The sequence below is a fragment of the Qipengyuania sphaerica genome (assembly GCF_019711595.1).
In the GTDB taxonomy this organism is placed as follows: Bacteria; Pseudomonadota; Alphaproteobacteria; order Sphingomonadales; family Sphingomonadaceae; genus Qipengyuania; species Qipengyuania sphaerica.
Map to the genome: position 1 here is coordinate 391,126 of NZ_JAIGNR010000002.1, position 20,061 is coordinate 411,186.

At 63.3% G+C, this 20,061-nt stretch carries 24 protein-coding genes; 13 read left to right on the forward strand and 11 right to left on the reverse strand.

Annotation, left to right across the window (positions count from 1 at the left end):
• Positions 1-453 precede the first annotated feature (453 nt).
• The 4 genes from K3178_RS09585 (at position 454) to K3178_RS09600 (ending at position 5,708) form a co-directional block, all read left to right on the forward strand.
• Complete coding sequence (locus K3178_RS09585) at positions 454-1,428, forward strand: aspartyl protease family protein (RefSeq protein WP_221571165.1); 975 nt, start codon at positions 454-456, stop codon at positions 1,426-1,428.
• Between the two features lie 38 nt (positions 1,429-1,466).
• Positions 1,467-3,287 carry an ABCB family ABC transporter ATP-binding protein/permease gene (locus K3178_RS09590; RefSeq protein ID WP_221571166.1) on the forward strand — a complete coding sequence of 607 codons (1,821 nt, stop codon included), beginning with the start codon at positions 1,467-1,469 and terminating at the stop codon, positions 3,285-3,287.
• A gap of 103 nt (positions 3,288-3,390) precedes the next feature.
• Positions 3,391-4,884: a SulP family inorganic anion transporter gene (locus K3178_RS09595; protein ID WP_221571167.1), complete on the forward strand. Its 1,494-nt coding sequence runs from the start codon at positions 3,391-3,393 to the stop codon at positions 4,882-4,884.
• 29 nt (positions 4,885-4,913) lie between these two features.
• Positions 4,914-5,708 carry a hypothetical protein gene (locus K3178_RS09600; RefSeq protein ID WP_221571168.1) on the forward strand — a complete coding sequence of 265 codons (795 nt, stop codon included), beginning with the start codon at positions 4,914-4,916 and terminating at the stop codon, positions 5,706-5,708.
• A 2-nt stretch (positions 5,709-5,710) separates the two neighbouring features.
• On the opposite strand, the gene K3178_RS09605 is transcribed toward K3178_RS09600, so the two are convergent.
• From K3178_RS09605 to K3178_RS09620, 4 genes are read right to left on the reverse strand one after another with little or no spacing between them, the layout of a single operon-like run.
• The gene (locus K3178_RS09605; RefSeq protein ID WP_221571169.1) at positions 5,711-6,121 is read right to left on the reverse strand and encodes an ACT domain-containing protein; all 411 of its coding nucleotides are present in this window, start codon (positions 6,119-6,121) and stop codon (positions 5,711-5,713) included.
• On the reverse strand, positions 6,121-7,419 hold the full coding sequence (gene hslU / locus K3178_RS09610) for an ATP-dependent protease ATPase subunit HslU (protein WP_221571170.1): 1,299 nt from the start codon (positions 7,417-7,419) through the stop codon (positions 6,121-6,123). Before hslU ends, K3178_RS09605 begins: the two co-directional genes overlap by 1 nt.
• Positions 7,420-7,427: 8 nt before the next feature.
• A complete protein-coding gene (hslV, locus tag K3178_RS09615; RefSeq protein ID WP_221571171.1) occupies positions 7,428-7,988 on the reverse strand; it encodes an ATP-dependent protease subunit HslV in 561 nt (186 codons plus the stop codon).
• A 54-nt stretch (positions 7,989-8,042) separates the two neighbouring features.
• Positions 8,043-8,504 carry an outer membrane protein assembly factor BamE gene (locus tag K3178_RS09620; protein WP_221571172.1) on the reverse strand — a complete coding sequence of 154 codons (462 nt, stop codon included), beginning with the start codon at positions 8,502-8,504 and terminating at the stop codon, positions 8,043-8,045.
• Positions 8,505-8,681: 177 nt separating this feature from the next.
• Between K3178_RS09620 and K3178_RS09625 the strand changes: the two genes are divergently transcribed.
• The 3 genes from K3178_RS09625 (at position 8,682) to K3178_RS09635 (ending at position 10,643) form a co-directional block, all read left to right on the forward strand.
• Positions 8,682-9,200 (forward strand): ubiquinol-cytochrome C chaperone family protein, encoded by a 519-nt coding sequence (locus tag K3178_RS09625; protein WP_221571173.1) that lies wholly within the window; start codon positions 8,682-8,684, stop codon positions 9,198-9,200.
• On the forward strand, positions 9,197-9,733 hold the full coding sequence (locus K3178_RS09630) for a YceD family protein (RefSeq protein ID WP_221571174.1): 537 nt from the start codon (positions 9,197-9,199) through the stop codon (positions 9,731-9,733). Before K3178_RS09625 ends, K3178_RS09630 begins: the two co-directional genes overlap by 4 nt.
• Positions 9,734-9,815: 82 nt before the next feature.
• Entirely contained in the window at positions 9,816-10,643 is an 828-nt protein-coding gene (locus tag K3178_RS09635; protein WP_221571175.1) for a hypothetical protein, read from the forward strand.
• 37 nt (positions 10,644-10,680) lie between these two features.
• On the opposite strand, the gene K3178_RS09640 is transcribed toward K3178_RS09635, so the two are convergent.
• The 6 genes from K3178_RS09640 to K3178_RS09665 form a co-directional block, all read right to left on the reverse strand.
• Positions 10,681-10,902, reverse strand: coding sequence for a hypothetical protein (locus K3178_RS09640; RefSeq protein ID WP_221571176.1), 222 nt, complete (start codon positions 10,900-10,902; stop codon positions 10,681-10,683).
• A gap of 23 nt (positions 10,903-10,925) precedes the next feature.
• Complete coding sequence (ssb, locus tag K3178_RS09645; RefSeq protein ID WP_221571177.1) at positions 10,926-11,444, reverse strand: single-stranded DNA-binding protein; 519 nt, start codon at positions 11,442-11,444, stop codon at positions 10,926-10,928.
• Between the two features lie 108 nt (positions 11,445-11,552).
• Positions 11,553-13,400 (reverse strand): ferrous iron transporter B, encoded by a 1,848-nt coding sequence (feoB, locus tag K3178_RS09650; protein WP_221571178.1) that lies wholly within the window; start codon positions 13,398-13,400, stop codon positions 11,553-11,555.
• Positions 13,397-13,636, reverse strand: a complete 240-nt coding sequence (locus K3178_RS09655) for a FeoA family protein (RefSeq protein ID WP_221571179.1) — start codon at positions 13,634-13,636, stop codon at positions 13,397-13,399. Before K3178_RS09655 ends, feoB begins: the two co-directional genes overlap by 4 nt.
• A gap of 58 nt (positions 13,637-13,694) precedes the next feature.
• Complete coding sequence (locus K3178_RS09660; protein WP_221571180.1) at positions 13,695-14,366, reverse strand: COQ9 family protein; 672 nt, start codon at positions 14,364-14,366, stop codon at positions 13,695-13,697.
• Positions 14,366-14,983, reverse strand: coding sequence for an ankyrin repeat domain-containing protein (locus K3178_RS09665; protein WP_221571181.1), 618 nt, complete (start codon positions 14,981-14,983; stop codon positions 14,366-14,368). The genes K3178_RS09660 and K3178_RS09665 overlap by 1 nt, the downstream gene beginning before the upstream one ends.
• An 85-nt stretch (positions 14,984-15,068) precedes the next feature.
• Between K3178_RS09665 and K3178_RS09670 the strand changes: the two genes are divergently transcribed.
• Genes K3178_RS09670 through K3178_RS09695 form a run of 6 tightly spaced genes read left to right on the forward strand, consistent with a single transcriptional unit; the run spans position 15,069 to position 18,912 of the window.
• Complete coding sequence (locus K3178_RS09670; protein ID WP_247713676.1) at positions 15,069-15,662, forward strand: SCO family protein; 594 nt, start codon at positions 15,069-15,071, stop codon at positions 15,660-15,662.
• Positions 15,650-16,108 (forward strand): YcgN family cysteine cluster protein, encoded by a 459-nt coding sequence (locus tag K3178_RS09675; RefSeq protein ID WP_221571183.1) that lies wholly within the window; start codon positions 15,650-15,652, stop codon positions 16,106-16,108. Before K3178_RS09670 ends, K3178_RS09675 begins: the two co-directional genes overlap by 13 nt.
• Entirely contained in the window at positions 16,105-16,827 is a 723-nt protein-coding gene (locus K3178_RS09680) for a M48 family metallopeptidase (RefSeq protein WP_221571184.1), read from the forward strand. Before K3178_RS09675 ends, K3178_RS09680 begins: the two co-directional genes overlap by 4 nt.
• A 32-nt stretch (positions 16,828-16,859) precedes the next feature.
• A complete protein-coding gene (locus K3178_RS09685) occupies positions 16,860-17,315 on the forward strand; it encodes a hypothetical protein (protein WP_221571185.1) in 456 nt (151 codons plus the stop codon).
• Between the two features lie 10 nt (positions 17,316-17,325).
• Positions 17,326-18,279, forward strand: a complete 954-nt coding sequence (gene ribD, locus K3178_RS09690; protein WP_247713716.1) for a bifunctional diaminohydroxyphosphoribosylaminopyrimidine deaminase/5-amino-6-(5-phosphoribosylamino)uracil reductase RibD — start codon at positions 17,326-17,328, stop codon at positions 18,277-18,279.
• Between the two features lie 6 nt (positions 18,280-18,285).
• Positions 18,286-18,912, forward strand: a complete 627-nt coding sequence (locus K3178_RS09695; RefSeq protein ID WP_221571187.1) for a riboflavin synthase — start codon at positions 18,286-18,288, stop codon at positions 18,910-18,912.
• 3 nt (positions 18,913-18,915) lie between these two features.
• Here K3178_RS09695 and K3178_RS09700 read toward each other — a convergent pair whose 3' ends face one another.
• A complete protein-coding gene (locus tag K3178_RS09700) occupies positions 18,916-20,007 on the reverse strand; it encodes an acyltransferase family protein (RefSeq protein ID WP_221571188.1) in 1,092 nt (363 codons plus the stop codon).
• Positions 20,008-20,061: the final 54 nt, after the last annotated feature.

Sequence of the window (20,061 nt, forward strand, 5' to 3'; positions counted from 1 at the left end):
CAAAGAGCCGCCGAGACACTTAAAAGCGGACAGCGATTGGTTCCCCGATTTACACCGGGGGAGCCGGCTATCCGTTAGTGTTGGCGACCGAAGCGGGCGGCGGTGGAAGCCGTCAGCGCCGCGTCGGTGGAGGCCATCTAGGCGTGGTGTTGGATTCGGTCAACACCCTTTTCGAAAGTTTTTTGAACTTTTTTGAAAACCCGCAGAATTCCGCGGGTTTGCCGTCCAATGACCCGTGACCCCAATGTGGGGAGCCCGCAGCGATTTTCAAGGAAAGTGCCCCGATCCGGGTGAATCGCCCGATTCAGAGCCCCTGAATCGGCGATTCACCACCTCCGCGGACGCTCCGACGAAGGCAGGAATCGAATCTGCCGACAGATTCGCCCGCTGTGAGTCGATCGTGTATATATATGCGGGCATCGGGCAGATGCGCCCGGTCCATGGGAGAGAGACATGGCCGCCAGATCTATCGTCACCGCAATTGCGCTGCTGCTCGGCAGCGTCACGTCGGCCCAGTCATCCGCGCAGCCAGAGGCCCCGGTGACCGAGCCTGCGCTCCCCGATGAAGATGTGATCGACATCGCCTTCGACCGCGATCGCTACGAACGAATGACGGTCCCTGTCACTATTGCCGGCCAGGGGCCCTACCGCTTCTTTATCGATACCGGCGCGCAGGCCACCGTTGTCACTGACCGTATAACGGACGACCTCGCCCTCGAACCTTCGGGACGCGCGATGCTTGTCGCCATGGGGTCGCGCAGGCTGGTCGATACGATCGCGATCGACCAGCTCGAGTTCGCCGACCGCACCTTGAGCGGCCTGACCTCTCCCCTGCTCGACCGGCGGAATATAGGCGCGGACGGCATCCTCGGGCTCGATACCTTGCAGGACATGCGCGTGCTGATCGATTTCGAGGAAGATCGAATCTCCGTCGCCGATGCGGACACGAGGATCAACAAGCGCGGTTACGAGATCGTCGTGCGGGCCCGCGCGCAGCTGGGACAGATGATCATCACCGACGCACGCCTCAACGGGGTCCGCACTGCGGTTATCATCGATACCGGCGCGCAGAACACCGTCGGCAACTTTGCGCTGCTCAAACGCATGCGCGCGCGCGCGGAAGAGAAGTTCACTTCTACCGACGTGCACGGGACCCAGATTTCCGGCGACGTTACCTTTGCCCGCAGCCTGAAGATCGGATCTATGGAGCTCAGCAATGTGCCGATCGGTTTCGCAGACAGTCCGGCGCTGGCTGCCTTGGGCTATACTGACGAGCCCGCGCTCATCCTCGGCATGGCCAACCTTACATTATTCCGCCGCGTGGCGATCGACTTCGCCTCGCGCGAGGTCCTGTTCGACCTGCCCGACAGCGCCCTTCCCCGTGATCCGGTCAACCTGAACTGGAAAGGCACGCGCACGCGTTCGTAACCTTGCCTGATCGCGCAGATCGCCCCAAGTAACGGGCGATGCCGCCAGATACCTCAACATCCGACCAGCGGCAGGACGCCGAAAGCTGGGCAACGCTCAAGCGCTTCCTCCCCTATCTGTGGCCCGAGGATAACCTCTCGCTGCGGCGACGCATCGTCGGGGCGATGGTGTTCGTTATCCTGGCCAAGGCGACGATCCTGGCGCTGCCCTTTGCCTACAAGACCGCAATCGATGCGATGACCACGCCGGCAAACGAAGGCATGATGGTCGCCCTCGCCTTTGTGATCGCCTATGCGGCCGGGCGCTTCGCCAGCGTAATGTTCGACAATCTTCGCAACATCACTTTCGAGCGCGTCGGACAGGATGCCACCCGCCAGCTGGCCGAGGACACTTTCTCGCGGCTGCACCAGCTCTCGCTCCGCTTCCATCTCTCGCGGCGTACCGGCGAGATCACCAAGACGATCGAGCGCGGAACCAAGAGCATCGACATCATGCTCTACTTCCTGCTGTTCAATATCGCCCCGACCGCGCTCGAACTGATCGCCGTGGGCGCTATCTTCTATTTCAATTTCGGCTGGGAGCTAGTGGCCGCCACCGCACTGACCGTGGCCGCCTATATATATGTGACCCGCAAGATCACCGAATGGCGCAACGAATTGCGGCGCAAGATGAACGAGCTCGATGGCGAGGCGCTCGCCCGCTCGGTCGACAGCCTGCTGAATTTCGAAACGGTCAAATACTTCGGTGCTGAGGAGCGCGAGCGTAGGCGCTATGGCGCGGCCGCGACCGCATGGGCCGACGCTGCCGTCAAAAGCGAGAACTCGCTCGGCGCGCTCAACATCACGCAGGCGGCGATCATGAACCTGCTGATGGGCGGAGCCATGGCCTTTACCGTATGGGGCTGGAGCAAGGGAGAGCTGACCACCGGACACCTCGTGCTGGTCAATACCTATCTGATGCAGCTGTTTCGCCCGCTCGACATGCTGGGCATGGTCTACCGCACAGTGCGGCAGGGACTGATCGACATGGCGGAAATGTTCCGCCTGATCGATACCGAGGCCGAGGTAAAGGACGTGCCGGGCGCACCGGCACTCCTGGTGAAGCGCCCGTCGATCACTTTTGATCATGTCCATTTCGGCTACGAGCCGGAAAGGACCATCCTCCACGGCCTGACCTTCGAAGTCCCCGCTGGCAGCAACATCGCCATCGTCGGGCCCTCGGGCGCCGGCAAGAGCACCATCGCCCGGCTGCTGTTCCGTTTTTACGATCCGCAGAAGGGCCGCATCCTGATCGACGGGCAGGACATCTCGCGCGTCACCCAGGAAAGCCTGCGCGCCCATATCGGGATCGTCCCGCAGGACAGCGTGCTGTTCAACGACACGATCGGCTACAACATCGCCTATGGCCGCGAAGGCGCCGGACAAGACGATATCATGGCCGCTGCGCGCTCGGCCGCTATCCTTCCCTTTATCGAACGGCTGCCCGACGGCTTCGAGACCGAGGTCGGCGAGCGAGGGCTGAAACTCTCGGGCGGCGAGAAGCAACGCGTCGCCATCGCGCGCACGCTTGTGAAAGACCCGCCGATCCTGCTGCTCGACGAGGCGACCAGCGCATTGGACAGCCGGACCGAGCAGGAAATCCTGCGCACGCTGAAGCAGGTGAGCAGGCACCGCACCACGCTCGCCATTGCGCACCGGCTGTCGACCATTGCCGATGCCGACCGCATTCTCGTGCTCGACCACGGCAAACTGGCGGAGATCGGGACGCATGCCGAACTGCTGAGGCACGACGGGCTCTACGCCGAGATGTGGGCGCGCCAGCAGGCCGAGAAGTCGCAAGACGAAGCCGAACCCGCATAGCTATCCGCACCCCTCGCGGGTTGTGCCATCCCGTCCAGTCGCTATGAGGCGCGCATATTCCCGGGCGTGGCAGAGCGCCTCCCTATATAGCTGGACAGATATCATGCCTAACCTCGGCGCGATCAAACGCGACTGGTTCTCCAACATCCGTGCAGACGTGCTGGCAGGCATCGTCGTGGCGCTGGCGCTCATTCCCGAAGCAATCGGCTTCTCGATCATCGCGGGCGTCGATCCGCGCGTCGGGCTCTATGCCTCGGTCGCGATTGCCATGGTTATCGCCTTTACCGGCGGGCGCCCCGGCATGATCAGCGCCGCGACGGCTGCGGTAGCCGTGGTCGTAGTGCCGCTGGTTCGCGATCACGGGGTGGAATATCTCTTCGCCGCGACGATCCTGATGGGCATCTTCCAGGGCATCGCTGCGCTGCTGCGGCTCGATCTCCTGATGCAGTTCGTATCGCGCTCGGTCATCACCGGCTTCGTCAACGCGCTCGCGATCCTCATTTTCATGGCGCAGCTGCCGCAGCTCACGAATGTGGGGTGGGAGACCTATGCCATGGTCGCTGCCGCGCTGGCGATCATCTATCTCTTCCCCAAGCTGACCACGGCAGTGCCAAGCCCGCTGGTAGCGATCATCGTGCTCACCGCGCTCAGCATCTACATCAATGCTCCAGTCAACACCGTGGCCGACATGGGCGAGTTGCCCGAAGGCCTGCCCTATTTCATGCTCCCCGATGTCCCGCTGACATGGGAGACGCTTGCCATTATCGCTCCCTATTCGGCGACCATGGCAGCAGTCGGCCTGCTCGAATCGCTGCTGACCGCGCAGATCGTCGACGACATGACGCACACCGGTTCGAACAAGCGCCGTGAAAGCGCGGGGCAAGGCATTGCCAATGTGGTCGCAGCGATGTTCGGCGGCATGGGCGGCTGCGCAATGATCGGTCAGTCGGTCATCAATGTGACCAGCGGCGGTCGCGGACGTCTGTCCACCTTCACGGCCGGGCTCTCGCTCCTCATCCTGCTCGCCGTGCTCGGCGATCTCGTCGGCCAGGTGCCGATGCCTGCGCTGGTGGCGATCATGATTATGGTCAGCATCGGGACCTTTTCGTGGAACTCGATCCCCAATATCGGCAAGCACCCCTGGCAGAGCTCGGTGGTTATGGTCGTGACCGTCATCACGGTCGTCGCGACCCACAACCTTGCCCTGGGCGTGCTGGCAGGCGTGATCCTTTCGGGCGTGTTCTTCACCCACAAGGTGATGACCATGTTCGAGGTCGTGCGCGAGCGTAAGGGCGACAAGGCAGTCTACCGGGCGAAGGGCCAGATCTTCTACGCCAGCGTCGAGCGCTTCGAGGCCGCGCTCGGCCCGGAGAGCACCCAGCCCGACCCGGCGGACCACGTAATCATCGATGTCAGCAAGGCCCACTTCTGGGACATTTCGGCCATCGGCGCACTCGACAAGGTCGTCGAACGCATGCGCCGCAATGGGCGCAGCGTGCAGGTAAAGGGACTGAACCGTGCGAGCAGCGACCTTGTCGACAAGTTCGCGCTGACCGACAAGACCGGCGTCGAAATCGGGCTGGCGCCTCATCCCTAGGCTCGATTTGCCCTTGCGTGTTCTGACCGGTGTTCCATACTCCGGCCATGGCAGGGGAGAAGAAACCGGTATTTCTGAACAAGATCGCGGTGCACCTGAGCGAACAGAACTGGTTCGCCCTAGCGGCTGAATTCGTCATCGTGGTGGCCGGCGTATTCCTCGGCTTGCAGGCCGCGAATTGGAACGAGGAGCGGCAGGAGCGCAAGGACGAGGTTGCGATCCTCGCGCGGCTGCAGGCAGAAACAAGCGCACTCTTGTCCGTCGTCCGTGAAGAGCGCGCGCAGGTGCAATCGCTGGTCGATACGCTTCAACAAGCGCAGCCGGTCCTATATTCGATGGCTGAGGCGCGGCCCCTCTCGGAAAGGGAATGTACGGCTCTGGCAGCCTCGCACGTTTATCGTCGCGAGTCGGACCAGTTGCCGATCCTGGAGGAAATGCTCGGGACCGGACGCTTCGACAGGCTCAGGGACGAGGAACTCAAGGACCTGTTGCGGCGCTACATTCTCTTCCGCGATCGACAGCGCGGCAATCATGTCGAGCGGACCAATGAACTTTTCCGCCTCTACAGCCGGCATCCCGAGGAAATAGCGATCTCGCTGGTGCCGCGTATGAGCGAGAGTGAAGGCAGCTGGGGTTTTTCTGCGACAGAGGGCAGTCGGTGGGTTCCCGTATGCGACATTGCGAAAATGCGCGCCAACCCGCAATTCCTGAATGAGGCCTCCGACAATATGGGCCGCACCGGTCACGTGCTGCTCGGCTATGAGCAGCGCGAGGCCATGCTGGTCGAATTACAAGAGCGATTAGACGAATTGCTCGAAAGCTGAATTCAGCCTGCCTTTGCCGAGCAAGACAGCTCTTCTAGCAGGGCGAGCACTTCCTCTCCCCGCGCAGCAGGAACGAAGATATGATCGTGATAGAGCGCCGCGACCATGTTGCAGCAAATGCCCGCATCGGCGAGTGCGCCTGACACCGCCGCCGTCAGCCCCACGCCTTCAAGGTCGGAATGCACCATCAGCGTGATGCGCGCGAAATCCGGGCCTTCTCTGCCGAGTTCTTCCGCTACGCCCGACGGCACTATTGCCGTCACGCCCTCATCCTCGCGGAAGGTCCCGATCGCCGCGCCCAATAGCTGCGGCGCGTTTTCGGGACTGACGAGGACGAAGCGCCAGTGGCGGTCATCGAGCCGGGGCTCCATGGCGGCGATCATCGCCTCCGTGTCGCGCACCGGCCCGGTCATCACAGGATATACTTACTGAGGTCGGTATCGCCCGCGAGGTCGTCGAGGCGTTCGCGCACATAGGCGGCGTCGATGGTGATCGTCTCGCCCTTGTGTTCCTCGGCCTCGAAACTGATGTCCTCGAGCAGGCGCTCCATCACCGTCTGCAGGCGGCGGGCACCGATATTCTCGACGCTCTCGTTCACCCGCGCGGCGATCTTGGCAACTTCCGCAATGGCACCGTCGGTGATGTCGAGCGTGACTTCTTCCGTCCCGATCAGCGCCTTGTACTGCTGGACGAGGTTGGCGCGCGTCTCGGTGAGGATGCGCACGAAGTCTTCCTCGGTAAGCGCGCGCAACTCGACACGGATCGGCAGGCGGCCCTGAAGCTCGGGCAGCATGTCCGAAGGCTTGGAAACGTGGAATGCGCCTGAGGCGATGAAAAGAACGTGGTCGGTCTTCATCGGGCCGTACTTGGTGGCAACGGTCGTGCCTTCGATCAGCGGCAGCAGGTCACGCTGCACGCCTTCGCGGCTGACCGATCCGCCCCGCACATCGCTCACCGCAATCTTGTCGATTTCGTCGAGGAACACGATGCCGTTGGTCTCGGCGTTCTCCAGAGCGACGCGATTGACGTCGTCCTGGTCCATGCGCTTCTCGGCCTCCTCCTCGACCAGCCGGTCCCACGCATCGGGGACCTTGAGCTTGCGACGCTTCATGTTCGAGCGGCCCATCGCCTTGCCGAGCATGTCGGACAGGTCGATCATGCCGACATTGGCGGGCATACCGGGAATTTCCATCGAGCTCGACGGCGTGTCCTTCACCTCGATCTCGACCTCGGTGTCGTTCATCGCGTTCTGGACGATGCGTTCGCGGAACGCCTCACGCGTGGCCTCGCTGGCATTGTCGCCGACCAGAGCGGTAAGCAGCCGGTCCATCGCCGCCTGGCTGGCAGCTTCGCGCACGGCTTCGCGGCGGCGATCCTTCTCGAGCCGGATCGCTTCTTCGGCAAGGTCCCGGGCGATCTGTTCGACGTCGCGGCCGACATAGCCGACTTCGGTGAACTTGGTCGCCTCGACCTTTACGAAGGGTGCCTCGGCCAACTTGGCGAGACGGCGGCTGATCTCGGTCTTGCCGCAGCCGGTGGGGCCGATCATCAGAATGTTCTTGGGCGTCACCTCGTCGCGGAGGTCGCGGTCGAGGCGCTGGCGGCGCCAGCGGTTGCGCAGCGCCACGGCCACGGCGCGCTTGGCGTCTTTCTGGCCGATGATATGCTCGTCGAGCGCAGCGACGATCGCCTTGGGTGTCAGGTTGTCCATGAAAAATCTCAGACCTCTTCGAGGGTCACATTGCCATTGGTGAAGACGCAGATGTCGGCAGCGACCTGCATCGCCTTGCGCGCGATCGTTTCCGGATCGTCCTCGTATTCGGCGATCGCCTTGGCGGCGGCGAGCGCGTAATTGCCGCCCGATCCGATGGCCGTAATGCCTGCTTCGGGTTCGAGCACGTCGCCATTGCCGGTGAGGACGAGAAGGTTCTCCTTGTCCGCCACGATCATCAGGGCTTCGAGATTGCGCAAATACTTGTCGGTGCGCCAGTCCTTGGTCAGTTCGACCGCGGCGCGCAGGAGCTGGCCGTTATACTGCTCGAGCTTCTTTTCCAGCCGCTCGAACAGGGTGAAGGCATCGGCGGTGGCGCCGGCAAAACCGGCTACGACCTTCCCGCCCTCACCGATCCGGCGAACTTTCTTCGCATTGGGCTTCATCACCGTGTTGCCCATGGAGACTTGGCCGTCCCCGGCAACGACGATGCGATTGCCCTTCCTGACACCGATGATAGTGGTTCCGTGCCACTGGACGAGGCCGTGGCGATTATCCTGATCACTCATGAGGCGCGATATGGGGGCGCGCCGGAACGGGTCAAGGCGCGCGTCGCGCCTCGCTTACTGTCCCTGGCCACCCATGCCGGGCTGGCCGACCGTGCCGATATTGCCGAACAGGTCTTCGAGGAAGCCACGCTCGCGGCCGAGTGTCGGCGTCGCGTCGCCATCGGGCGAGAGATAGACGACCTGGTCGAGACCGGTCCGGTTCGCCGAGGTCACATTCCCGTCGGGGCCGAACTGCACGGCCAGCACCTGGTGCGCCTGGATGCGCGGACGGACGAAAGGCTTACGGCCCGTGGTGGAGGACACGTAATACCAGGTAGGTTCGCCGAACTGGCTGGTGAAGGTCGGGCGCCCCAGCGTCATTTCCACGCTGCGCTGGTTGTCGATTCCCGGCTGCACCGAACTCAGTAGGACCGCATCGGTCACATAGCCGCGCGATTCGCGGATCGAGGAGCATGCGCCCAGCGAGAGACCGGCTGCGACAAGTGCAGTAGTGGCTAGGATTTTCGTGACCCGCATGGAAACTCGCTTCAACTCCGTATCGTGCAGGCGCTTGGCCTTGATGGGCCTGCGCCCTATATGCGCGGACGACGCCCTATAGGCATCCCTGCGCGCTTGCAACGTGACATTGTGCATCGCGTGGGGATGGCGGCTTGAATTGCCGCTGAACAGACGAACAGGAACCTTACGAAGCCCATGTCCTTCCTCGCCCGCATCTTCGGAACGCAGCGCGACCCGCGCGACCAGTGGCGCCCCCTGTGGCACTCCATCGTCGAGCAGGCGCGCGATCCCGACTGGTATCGCATGTGCGGTGTTGCCGACACGGTGGAAGGCCGGTTCGACATGATCACGCTGGTACTCAGCCTCGTGATGCTGCGCATGGAGCGCGAGGACAGCCTCGCCCCGCACACGGCATTGGTCACCGAGCTCTTCGTCGAGGACATGGAAGGCCAGCTGCGCGAGGCGGGCATTGGCGACCCGACCGTTGGCAAGAAGATCGGCAATTTGATGAGCAGCATGGGCGGCCGCCTGGGCACTTACCGCAAGGCACTCGCCGACGAAGACCGTGCCGAACTGGCCACAGCGCTCAAGCGCAATGTCACCATGTCGCAGGAAGACGAGGCCGAGGCCTTGGCCGAGCGCATGATCCGGCTGCACAAGCGCTTCGAGCGGACGAGCGCGGATGAACTGCGCAAGGGCGAGGTCGCAGCATGAGCCGCGAAACCAGCGAACTCGTCCGGCTGGTAAAGCCGCGCGCCCTTCCTGCCGGGACGATGCATGTCGAGGCCGATGAAGCCGAACGGGCAGCACTGGCCAAGCGATTTGGCGTCACTGCCATCGAATCATTCACTGCCGATGTCGATTTCGACGAGAAGGACGAGGCCGTCATCGCCACCGGCACGCTGGCAGCGACCATCGAACAACCTTGCGCCGTAACGCGCGAGGATTTCACCTATGACGTCAGCGAGCCCTTCTCGCTGCGTTTCGTGCCTGCCGGCCGGATCGCGGATTACGAGGAAGACGAGGAATTCGAGCTCACCGAGGAAGACCTGGACGAGATCGAATACGAGGGCGAGACTTTCGACCTCGGCGAAGCGATCGCGCAGGAACTGGGCCTTGCCATCGATCCCTATCGCGAAGGCCCGGGTGCGGACGATGCACGTGAAGACGCAGGCATCGAAAGCGACGAGGATCGCACGCCCAGCGGCCCGCTGGCAGAGGCCCTGGCCGGGCTCAGGAAGGACTGACCGGCCAGCCCGCGAATTCGCTTCGCCCGATGAGCAAAGCGTGGTAAAAATGAAGGATGGTCGCGCCTCGGGGGAGGGATTTATGGCGACGCTTCACCAATCGGTATCCGCACCACCTGTCGGCACGGGTTTCACAGCCTTCGTCGATCGCTGGATCTATGTTTTTACGGCGGCGCTGTTTTTCGTCGTTGTCCTGGTCGGCTTCATCCCGGATTCGATGATGAAGATCGCCATGGTGCAGAAGGGGGCTGCCCCGCCTTTCCCGCTCGCCATGCATGCACATGCCGTGCTGATGGGCGCATGGATCTCGCTCCTGCTCGTGCAATCGGTCCTGATGGCGACCGGGCGTCGTAACTGGCACATGCAATTAGGCGTGGCGGGTCTCTTCCTGATGCCCGCAATACTGGTTGCAGGTTTCGCCCTGATCCCTACGAGACGCGCCCAATATGCCGAGATGATTGCCGGCGCCCCGGCCGATGTCGCGCTCCGCCTGCAGACCGAGGTCGTTCCCTTCGTGAACAACATCATGATCATGCAGTTCAGGGCCGGGATCATGTTCGCGATCCTTGCCGGTCTTGCGCTGTGGTTTCGCAAGCGCGACTCCGGCATGCACAAACGGCTCATGTTCCTTGCCACTCTGGTGCCGATGCCAGCTGCGATCGACCGCATGCAGTTCATCCCGCACACCATGCCTGCAAGCCCGCTCAGCGCCGAGCTCTATCCGCTGCTGCTGATCGCTCCCATGTTTGCGTGGGATCTGTATCGCCTTGGCAAGGTGCACCGCGCCTACCTGATCTGGGGCGCGCTCGCCCTGACGGCAGCGGTGATCACCCACTTCCTGTGGGACAACCAGGCTTGGTACGACCTCGTCGGACCGATCGGCGGTCTGGGAAGCGGAGTGACAGGCTGAGGCCTAGTGGGCTCTCAATAATGACCGAGTGTGAGGCCTAGCGGGATTTTCGGATAATCTGCCAACCCCAGACCGCCAGCGCGATACCCCCGCCCAGCATCGGCAAACCGATTGCGAGCAGGGCAATGCCCCAGAAAATCCAGCTTTGGTCCGGCTCGCCGATCACATCGATGACGCCGTGAACGTAGGCGCCGGTTATGATCGCCCCCAATGCCGCGAACGACAGCCCGAACCCGAGCATCAGGTAGCCGCGGATCATCGCTCAGCCCGCGGCCCTACCCATCAGAACGGGATATCGTCGTCGAGGTCGTCGTAGTTCGAACCGCCGCCCGACTGGCCGCCGCTGCCGCCGCCGGAGCCGCCGCCGCCCTGGTTCCAGCCGCCACCCTGGCCGCCGCCGCCATAGTCGCCGCCGCGCGAACCGCCGCCGCCGCCACCCTGGCCGCCGCCGGGCCCGTCGAGCATGGTCAGCGTGCCGTTGAAACCGCGCAGCACAACCTCGGTCGAATAGCGGTCGTTGCCCTGCTGGTCCTGCCACTTGCGGGTCTGCAGCTGGCCTTCGACGAAAACCTTGGAGCCCTTGCGCAGGAAGCGCTCGACCACGTTGATAAGGCCTTCGGAGAAGATCGAGACGGTGTGCCACTCGGTCCGCTCCTGACGCTCGCCGGTGTTGCGGTCCTTCCACTGTTCGGAGGTCGCAATGCGCAGGTTCGCCACCTTGCCGCCATTGGGGAAGCTACGGATCTCCGGGTCTGCACCCAGGTTTCCGATCAGCATGACTTTGTTGAGGCTACCGGCCATTATTCTCTTCCTTCGCGAATCTGTTGGCGAGTGGCCTAACGTTCGAAGCGAGTCGGTTCTAGGGCGCCTTCGAGGATTACCCCCAGAGTGGACCTAGAGCTTGCGGAGCTAAAGTCCCGCGCTCACCGCGATCCAGTAGGTCAAGCCCGCGGCGATCCATGCGAGCGCGAAGAGATAGACGACCATCACGATCGGCCATTTCCATCCGTTGGTTTCGCGCCGGGCGACCGCAATGGTCGAGAGGCACTGCGGCGCGAAAACGAACCACGCGAGGAAGGCGAGCGCGGTGGGCAGGCTCCACAATGCGGCGATCTTGGCGGTCACGCCTTCTGCCGCGACATCCTCGTCCTCGGCATCGACGGCATAGGTGGTGGCGAGCGCGGAGACGGCCACTTCGCGCGCGGCGATGGCGGGGACAAGCGCAAGGCTCATCTCGCGGTTGAAACCGACCGGCTCGAGCACGGGGTGGATGGTGTCGGCCACCACGCCCGCATAGCTCGCATCGAGCTGGCTTTCACCAGGCTCTGCCTTGGGGAAGCTGAGGAGCACCCACAGCGCGATGGTGGCGAGAAAGATGATCGTGCCTGCGCGGCGCAGGAACACCCATGCACGCTGCCATAGACCGATGGCGAGGTCCTTGATGCGCGGCAGCTGGTAACGCGGCAGCTCCATGATGAAGCCGGATGCCGCGCCCTTGGTAACGGTGCGGCGCAGGACCAGCGCAACCACCATAGCTCCGATGATGCCTGCAACATAGAGCGCGAAGAGTACCAGTCCCTGCAGCCCGATGCCCGGGCCGACACTCGTTTGCGGAATGACAGCGGCGATGATCACCGCATAGACCGGCAGCCGCGCCGAACAGGTCATAAGCGGTGCAATCAGGATGGTTGTCAGCCGGTCCTTGGGATCGCTGATCGAACGCGTCGCCATGATGCCCGGAATGGCGCATGCGAAGCTGGAGAGCAGCGGGATGAAACTTTTGCCGGAGAGGCCCACACCCGCCATCAGCCGGTCCATCAGGAAGGCCGCGCGCGCCATGTAGCCGCTCGCTTCCATCACCAGGATGAAGGCGAAGAGGATCACGATTTGCGGCAGGAAGACCACCACCGAGCCGACGCCCGCCAGCACGCCTTCGGTGAGGAAATCGCGCAAGATGCCGGGCGCCATCGACGCGGTGACGCCTGCGGACAGCACGCCCACCCCGCCTTCGAGCAGGTCGGCAAAAGGCGTCGCCCAGGCGAACACCGCCTGGAAAATCACGAATAGCAGGCCAAACAGGACGACCGGGCCGATCCACGGATTGAGCAGGATCTTGTCGACCCCGTTCTCGATCGTGTGGCGGGTCGATTTCGAAAGGATTGCCCCGCGCGCCATGTGCTTTGCCGACAGCCGCCGTTCGGGCAGCGTCAGGTGCCAGCGCGTATGCGCTTGCTCATCTGCGTGGGTCTCGGCCTCGGCGATGGCGGCGTTGAGTTCGGCGATGCCCTTGCGGCGAACGGCAACCGTCGGGATAACCGGAACGCCCAGCGCCTCGGACAGCGCGGCGGGATCAAGCGTCAGACCGTCACGCTCGGCAAGGTCGACCATGTTGAGTGCAACCACCGTCGGGCGGCCAAGCTCGAGCACTTCCTGCGCGAAGACCAGATGCTGTTCGAGGTTCGCCGCGTCAAGCACGACGACAAGCACATCGGGCACGGCCTCGCCTTCGAAGGTGCCCTTCACCACGTCGCGGGTGACGGCCTCATCGGGACTGGCGGCATCGAAACTGTAGGAGCCGGGCAGGTCGAGCAATTCGACCGGCTCGCCGCTAGGCAGGGTCAGGCGCCCGGCCTTTCGCTCGACGGTGACCCCGGCATAGTTGGCGATCTTCTGGCGCGCACCGGTAAGCGCGTTGAACAGCGCCGATTTGCCCGAATTCGGATTGCCGACCAGCGCGGCAGTACGTTTCCGGCTCATGCGGCCTCCACGTGGATCGCGCGGGCATGCATGCGGCGGATGGCGATGGTCATGTTGCCGAGGCGCATGGCAATCGGATCGCGTCCGCCGAACACGCCGCGGTGGAGGATGGCGACTTCCGCCCCCTCGTCCACGCCGAGCGCCTTCAATCGCTTGCCTTCGTCCTGCGCAAGCGCATCCCAGTCCACGCCGGTAATGCGCGCAGATTTGCCGCTGTCGAACCCGTCCAGTGTCATGCGCCCGCCACTGTCAGATCGGCAGGCTTATTGCAACCGATTATCAATAGCGGAGGGGTTAGCGCGCCGGGTAGCGCAGCCGCCCGAGGAAACGCGTGACGCTGAAGGTTTCGCGCTCGGGGTTGAGCCACTTCGCCTTGACCTTCTCGAAGGTCATCACACCCTCGATCCGGCGATCGAGGAAGGCGCGGGTCTCGGCCTTGTCCTCGCTGGTGTCGTCGACAAAGACCGCGAGCGTCGCGGCGTAGATCGAGGCGAGAACCGCGCGCTTGGTATAGTGGTTGTAATCGGTCGCCGTATCGCCTGCGAGCCGCCACATCAGGTCCGCGCTCTGCCAGCCGCGCCTGGTCGATTTCGCGACATTCTGCGGCATGGCCATGATCGCCAGCGCGCGGCGCAGCGCTTCTTCCTGCCCTGCGACGGCATCCAACCGGAACTGGACGAGGCTGCGGATGCGCTCGCGGATCTTCATCCCTGCGATCACGTCTTCTGGGAAAGCCGCAGCCATGGCGAGATCGACCGCCTCGATCCAGGCGAAAACCATGTCGAGCTGCCCGCCCTTGAAGGCCAGCCGCGCGACATCGACGTCCGCTCCGAGCTGTTCGGCGGCCATAACCAGTGCATCGTCGCTCCAGCCGTCGAATACGGCCGCCTCGGCAATCGCGGGTGCCAGCGCGAGGCGCAGTTCGTCGAGTGTCAGCTCGGCGATATCGGGGGTGGCATTGTCCATCAGCTGGGACCGTATGTTTCTTGCTCTTCGTCCTCTTCGCTTTCGCCCTTTTCGATGGCCTCGAGCACACCCGAACGCGCCCCCATCAGCATGGCGTAATCGCGAGCGGTACGGCCCGAATTGTCTGCCCGGTCGGGATTGCCGCCCTTTTCGACCAGCAGTTCGATCATCTTGAGGTCGCGGCGATGGACTGCGCTGATCAGCGGGGTTTCGCCGGTGACGGTCGAAACGTCGACATCTGCGCCGCCCTTGATCAGGCGTTCGACCCCCTCGATGAAGCCGAGCTGCGCCGCGAGCTGGATCGGATACACGCCATTCTTGTCGGCGATATTGGGATTGGCACCGCGCTGCAGCAGGAAACGTACCCAGCTCAGGTCGCGCCGCTGGACGACCGCGTGTAGCGCCGTCTCACCGGTCGCGATCTCGCGCGCATTGATGAAAGTATTGCCTGGCTCGTCGAGCATTTGCGTGGCCGTCGTGCCGTCGCGGTCACGCACCGCCTTGATGAACTTGTAGCCATCGGTGGTCCGCTGTGCAGCCAGCGGGCTTGCCAGCATCGCCAGCGCGCCCAATCCGATAACCACCGCCCGTTTTGCCCCGATCCTGCGCACTTCCATCAATCTCCGTCGTCAATTTATTCGCATCTACGTGAGGGTGTCACCCTTGAACAGCCGCCGTTAGCAGACCATGAACCGTGCTGTCATGTCCCGCTTTGCACTGCTTGCCGCCGCCAGCCTATTTCTCGCCTCCTGTTCGCAGGAACCGGCCACAACCGCGCCCGGCGAACCGCCGCTGGCAGGCGCCGCGATCGGCGGCGATTTCACGCTGACTAGCGAGGCTGGCCAACCGGTCAGCTGGAGCGATTTCGACGGGCAGTATCGCACGATCTATTTCGGTTTCGCCTATTGCCCCGATGTCTGCCCGACCGACAACCAGCGCGCGATGGCGGGCTTGAAGAAATTCGAGGAAGCAAATCCCGAACTGGGCGCACAGGTCCAGCCGCTCTTCGTCAGTGTCGATCCGGAACGCGACACGCCCGAAGTGCTGACCGAGTTTACCGATGCCTTCCACCCGCGCCTGATCGGGATGACGGGAACGAGGGAGCAACTCGACGGGGTCACCCGCGCCTTTGCCGCCTTCTATTCGCGCGGCGAGGAAAGCGAGAGCGGCGGCTACCTGATGAACCATTCGAACATCACCTACCTCTTCGGACCCGATGGCGAGCCTTTGGCGATGCTGCCGACCGATGAAGGCCCTGATGCGGTGGCCGCGGAACTGGCGAAATGGGTGCGCTGAGGGACGGCTTCTGGGAGCGGCCGCTGGCCCAGCTCAACCAGGAGGAGTGGGAAGCCCTGTGCGATGGCTGCGGTCGCTGCTGCCTGCACAAGGTCGAATACGAAGACACCGGCGAGATCGAAGAGACCAATGTGGCCTGCACCCTGCTCGATTGCGAGACGGCGCGCTGCAAGGATTACAAGAACCGCAAGGCCTTCGTGCCCGATTGCCTGCGCCTGACATTGAAGCTGGTCGACCGCGTGCCCTGGCTGCCCGACACCTGCGCCTATCGCCGCCGTGCCGAGAACCGCCCGCTGCCGCGCTGGCACTACCTGATTTCGGGCGACCGGGAGGCCGTGATCGCGGCCGGCGTATCGGTGGCGGGCCGCGTCATCAGCGAGGACGAGGCCGGGCCGCTCGAACACCATATCGTCGAGTGGGGTGACGGGGAGGATGAGGCCGCATGATCGAGTGGCTGCGCAAGGAACATCTCGAACCGGAAATCGAGATCGGCGGGCGCAAATTTCCTATCGAACTGCGCCGCCACCCGACTGCCAAGCGCCTGACCCTGCGCCTTGCGCCCGACGGCAGCGCTGTACGCATCACCCTGCCTAAGTGGTGTGCTTCGAAAGAAGCGATCGCTTTCGCCCATGCGCGCGCCGAATGGCTCGCGCAGCAGGTGGCCAAGGTGCCGGAAAAGCGCGATCCGGCCTCGGAAAGACGGCTGGATTATCGCGGGTCGGTGATCGCCATCGAATGGAGCGAAGATGCACCGCGCAAGCCGGTCCTGAAGGGCGAGGCCCTGCAAGTCGGCGGGCCCGAAGACACTCTCGCCAAGCGGCTTGAGCGTTGGCTCGAAAAGGAGGCTCTGCGTCTCTTTGCAGACGATGCGGCAATCTATTGCGAGCGCGCCGATCTGCCGACCGCCCCCGTCCGCCTCACCCGAGCGAAGCGCCGCTGGGGCAGCTGTTCTTCCGAGGGCGTCTTGCGGCTCAACTGGCGGCTGGTGCAGGCACCCGATAGCGTCCGCCGATCGGTTGTCGCGCACGAGGTCGCGCATCTCGTTCATTTCGACCATTCGCCCGCCTTCCATGCCTTGCTGGGAGATATTTTCGAAGGCGATATCGAGGAGGCCAATGCCTGGCTCTCGCAGTTTGGCCGCACGCTCTACGCCAGCTTCGGCTAGCGTTCATCGCAGCGCGCTACTAAGTAACACCCATGCGCTATCGTTCGAGGTTCAATGCAGCAGGCGGAATCGCCGACTTCTGGAGCGAGTGGAAGAAGCCCACGCCGCACCGCTGGCCGATCCTTGGCGCCTCGCTGCTGATGACGGGCATCGTACTCGGCTGGCTTACGCAGGAAGTCTATTACTACCCGCCGCAGCAGCCCGAAGTGACCTATATCACCACCTTCGCCGAAGGACGGAGTGACGAGGAAATTCGCCAGTCGAACATCGAGAACCAGAGGTTGAAGGACGAGCGCGAGGCTGAAGAGCAGCGCCGCCTTGAATTGCGCCGCGATCTTTACCGGGCCGTGGGCGCCGCCTCGGGCCTCGACGTCGAGGAAATGGAAGCCGAGATCAGGGCCGATGAAGCTGCCGAGGCCGAAGCCGAGCGCCAGCGCCTCGAAGAGATGTTTGGCGAAACCAGCGGGACCCAAACCGATAGCGAGTGATGCAGCCTTGCTGGCAGCTGCCGCGCGACTGGCCTCGCGCGGGAGACCGCTCTCGCGCCCCAACCCGGCGGTCGGCTGCATCATCTTTAAAGACGGCCGCGTGATTGGCCGCGGATGGACGCAGGACGGCGGCAGGCCGCATGCCGAGGCGATGGCGCTGGAGCAGGCAGGCGACGCGGCACGGGGTGCCACTGCCTATGTCACGCTGGAACCTTGTGCGCACCGCTCTGAGCGCGGCCCGGCCTGTTCGGACCTGCTGGTCGAGGCCGGCTTGGCGCGCGCGGTCATCGGCGCGCAGGACCCGGATTCGCGCACTGCAGGCGACGGCATGGCACGGCTGCGCGAGGCGGGCATTCAGGCCGAGCTGCTATCGCTACCCGAAGTCGAACACAGCCTCGACGGTTATCTCACCCGCGCAAGCCATGGCCGCCCGCATGTGACGCTGAAGCTTGCCATGTCGCTCGACGGGCGCATCGCCATGGCCGACGGGTCGAGCCAGTGGATCACCGGCGAAGCGGCGCGCGCGCATGTCCACTCGCGCCGCGCGATGAGCGATGCGATCCTCGTGGGCGGCGGCACATGGCGCGAGGACAAGCCCCGGCTCGACGTGCGGCTGGCAGGGATCGAGGATCGCAGCCCCGCTCGCGTGCTCCTGAGCCGCGGCGTACCGCCCGACGGGGTGAAGGTGATCAACTCGCCCGACCAGGTCGCGCAGCTGGACGGCGTGCAATACCTCTATGTCGAAGGCGGCGCCGGCGCGGCGGCGAGCTTCCTTGGGGCCGACCTCGTCGACCGGCTCGAAATTTACCGCGCGCCCATCGTGCTAGGCGACGGCCTGCCCGCGCTGGGCGACATCCACCTCGCCAGTCTCGAAGAGGCGCATGGCCGCTGGACGCTCGTGGAGACCCGCCAGCTTGGCAGCGACACATTCACCGCCTATCGCCGGACGCGACAGGAGATTTAGAGCACCATGTTCACCGGTATCGTCACCGCCATCGGCACCATCGAAAGCGTCGAGCAGAAGGCCGACACGCGCGTGAACGTCGCCTGTCCCTTCGATCCCGAGGCCATCGATATGGGCGCCTCGATCGCCTGCTCGGGCGTGTGCCTGACCGTGGTGACGCTTGGCGGGACCAAGGGGGAAGCGCGCATCGGTTTCGACGTCTCGGGCGAGACCGTGAGCCGCACCGTGCCGGGTATGTGGGAACAGGGCCGCAAGCTCAATCTCGAACCCGCGCTGCGGCTCGGCGACGAACTCGGCGGCCACCTCGTCACCGGCCATGTCGACACAGTCGGCGAGGTCGTCTCGAAACGCGAGACCGGCGGCTCGTGGCACTACACCATCCGCATCTCCCGCGCTTTCGCCCCCTTCGTGGCGGAAAAGGGCTCGATCACCGTCGACGGCGTCTCGCTGACCGTAAACGACGTCCGCGACCGCGAGGATGGTACCTGCGATTTCGCATTGAACATTATCCCGCACACCGCCGAAGTGACGACGCTGGGCGAGCTGGCCGAGGGCGACCGCGTAAATCTAGAGATCGATGTGCTGGCGCGCTATCTCAAGCGAATGCAGAGCTTGGGCAACCTGAAGGGCTGAGTTTCAGGATTTGCCTGCGCGCCACGACAAGGGTTTCGCCCCGGTTCGACGCGCTTGCATAAGAGCAATGATTCGCCCGCCTATTGCGATGCCTGGCAACTCTATGAAGCGATAGGCAATCCAGGACAGAGCCAGCGTGGCAGCACCTGCCGAGGCAAGAGAAACTGCAAACAGTTGCCATCCCTCGAAGTATTCAGCCCAATAAGCAATTGCGGGGATCAGCAGCAGCAGGTGTATCAGATAACAACCATAGGAGATTTCCCCGAGGCCCCTCATGATCCGGCTATCCAGAAAGCCGCCTTTGCGGGAATAGATAAGCGCGAAGAACGCCAGGATTATTATCAAGCGTATCAGTTGGTCCGTCCCGTTTGGTGCCGATGGAAATTGCGAGAGCAGCACTGCCAGTAGCAAATAGGCGATCTTCCTCTCGCGAGACGCATCTGCCGAAATTGCACAAAGCACCCCTACCAGGAAAAGACCGATTTTCAGGGGCAGAAAGGATGGCATCGGGAATTCCATGCCGCTGAGCCTCAGACCCATTACTGCCGACCAGCCGATCAAGAAGGCTGTCAGGATTACGCAAAGCCAGCCCCATTTCTTCGCCGCCAGAACAAGAAGAGGAAAGATCGCGTAGAACTGCATCTCGAGGCCAATCGACCAATCGGGCAAGGGCGTACGAAAGGCGTGAGACGGGAAGATGCCGAACAAGAAGCTGACATGCATGGCGATATTGGTCGGGCTTGCATCAAGGTAGCGTGAGCTTGCCTGCGGGCTCGCCCCCCGCATCGCATCTATAGCCATGCGATCGGCATAGAGTTCAGGGCCAAGGATCAGAGCTGCAGCGAGGCAAACATAGTAAAGCGGTGCGATCCGGAAAAATCGCTTTGCCCAGAATGCCGCTGCGCCCTTACGCATTTCGCCATAATGATAGGCCATCAGGAAGCCGGACAGGATGATGAAGAGATCGACCCCCAGAGCTGGACGGTCGATAACCGGCACCCCCCAGCCAGTCAGCCCCATGGCGTGGCCCACCAACACCCAAAGGGCAGCGATGCCGCGCAGACCGTCGAGGGAGTCTATCCGTTGCCTTTCCATCCGGATGATCCCTAGGGCATCTTGGTTAATTTATCGGTACCCGCCCCCTTCGGA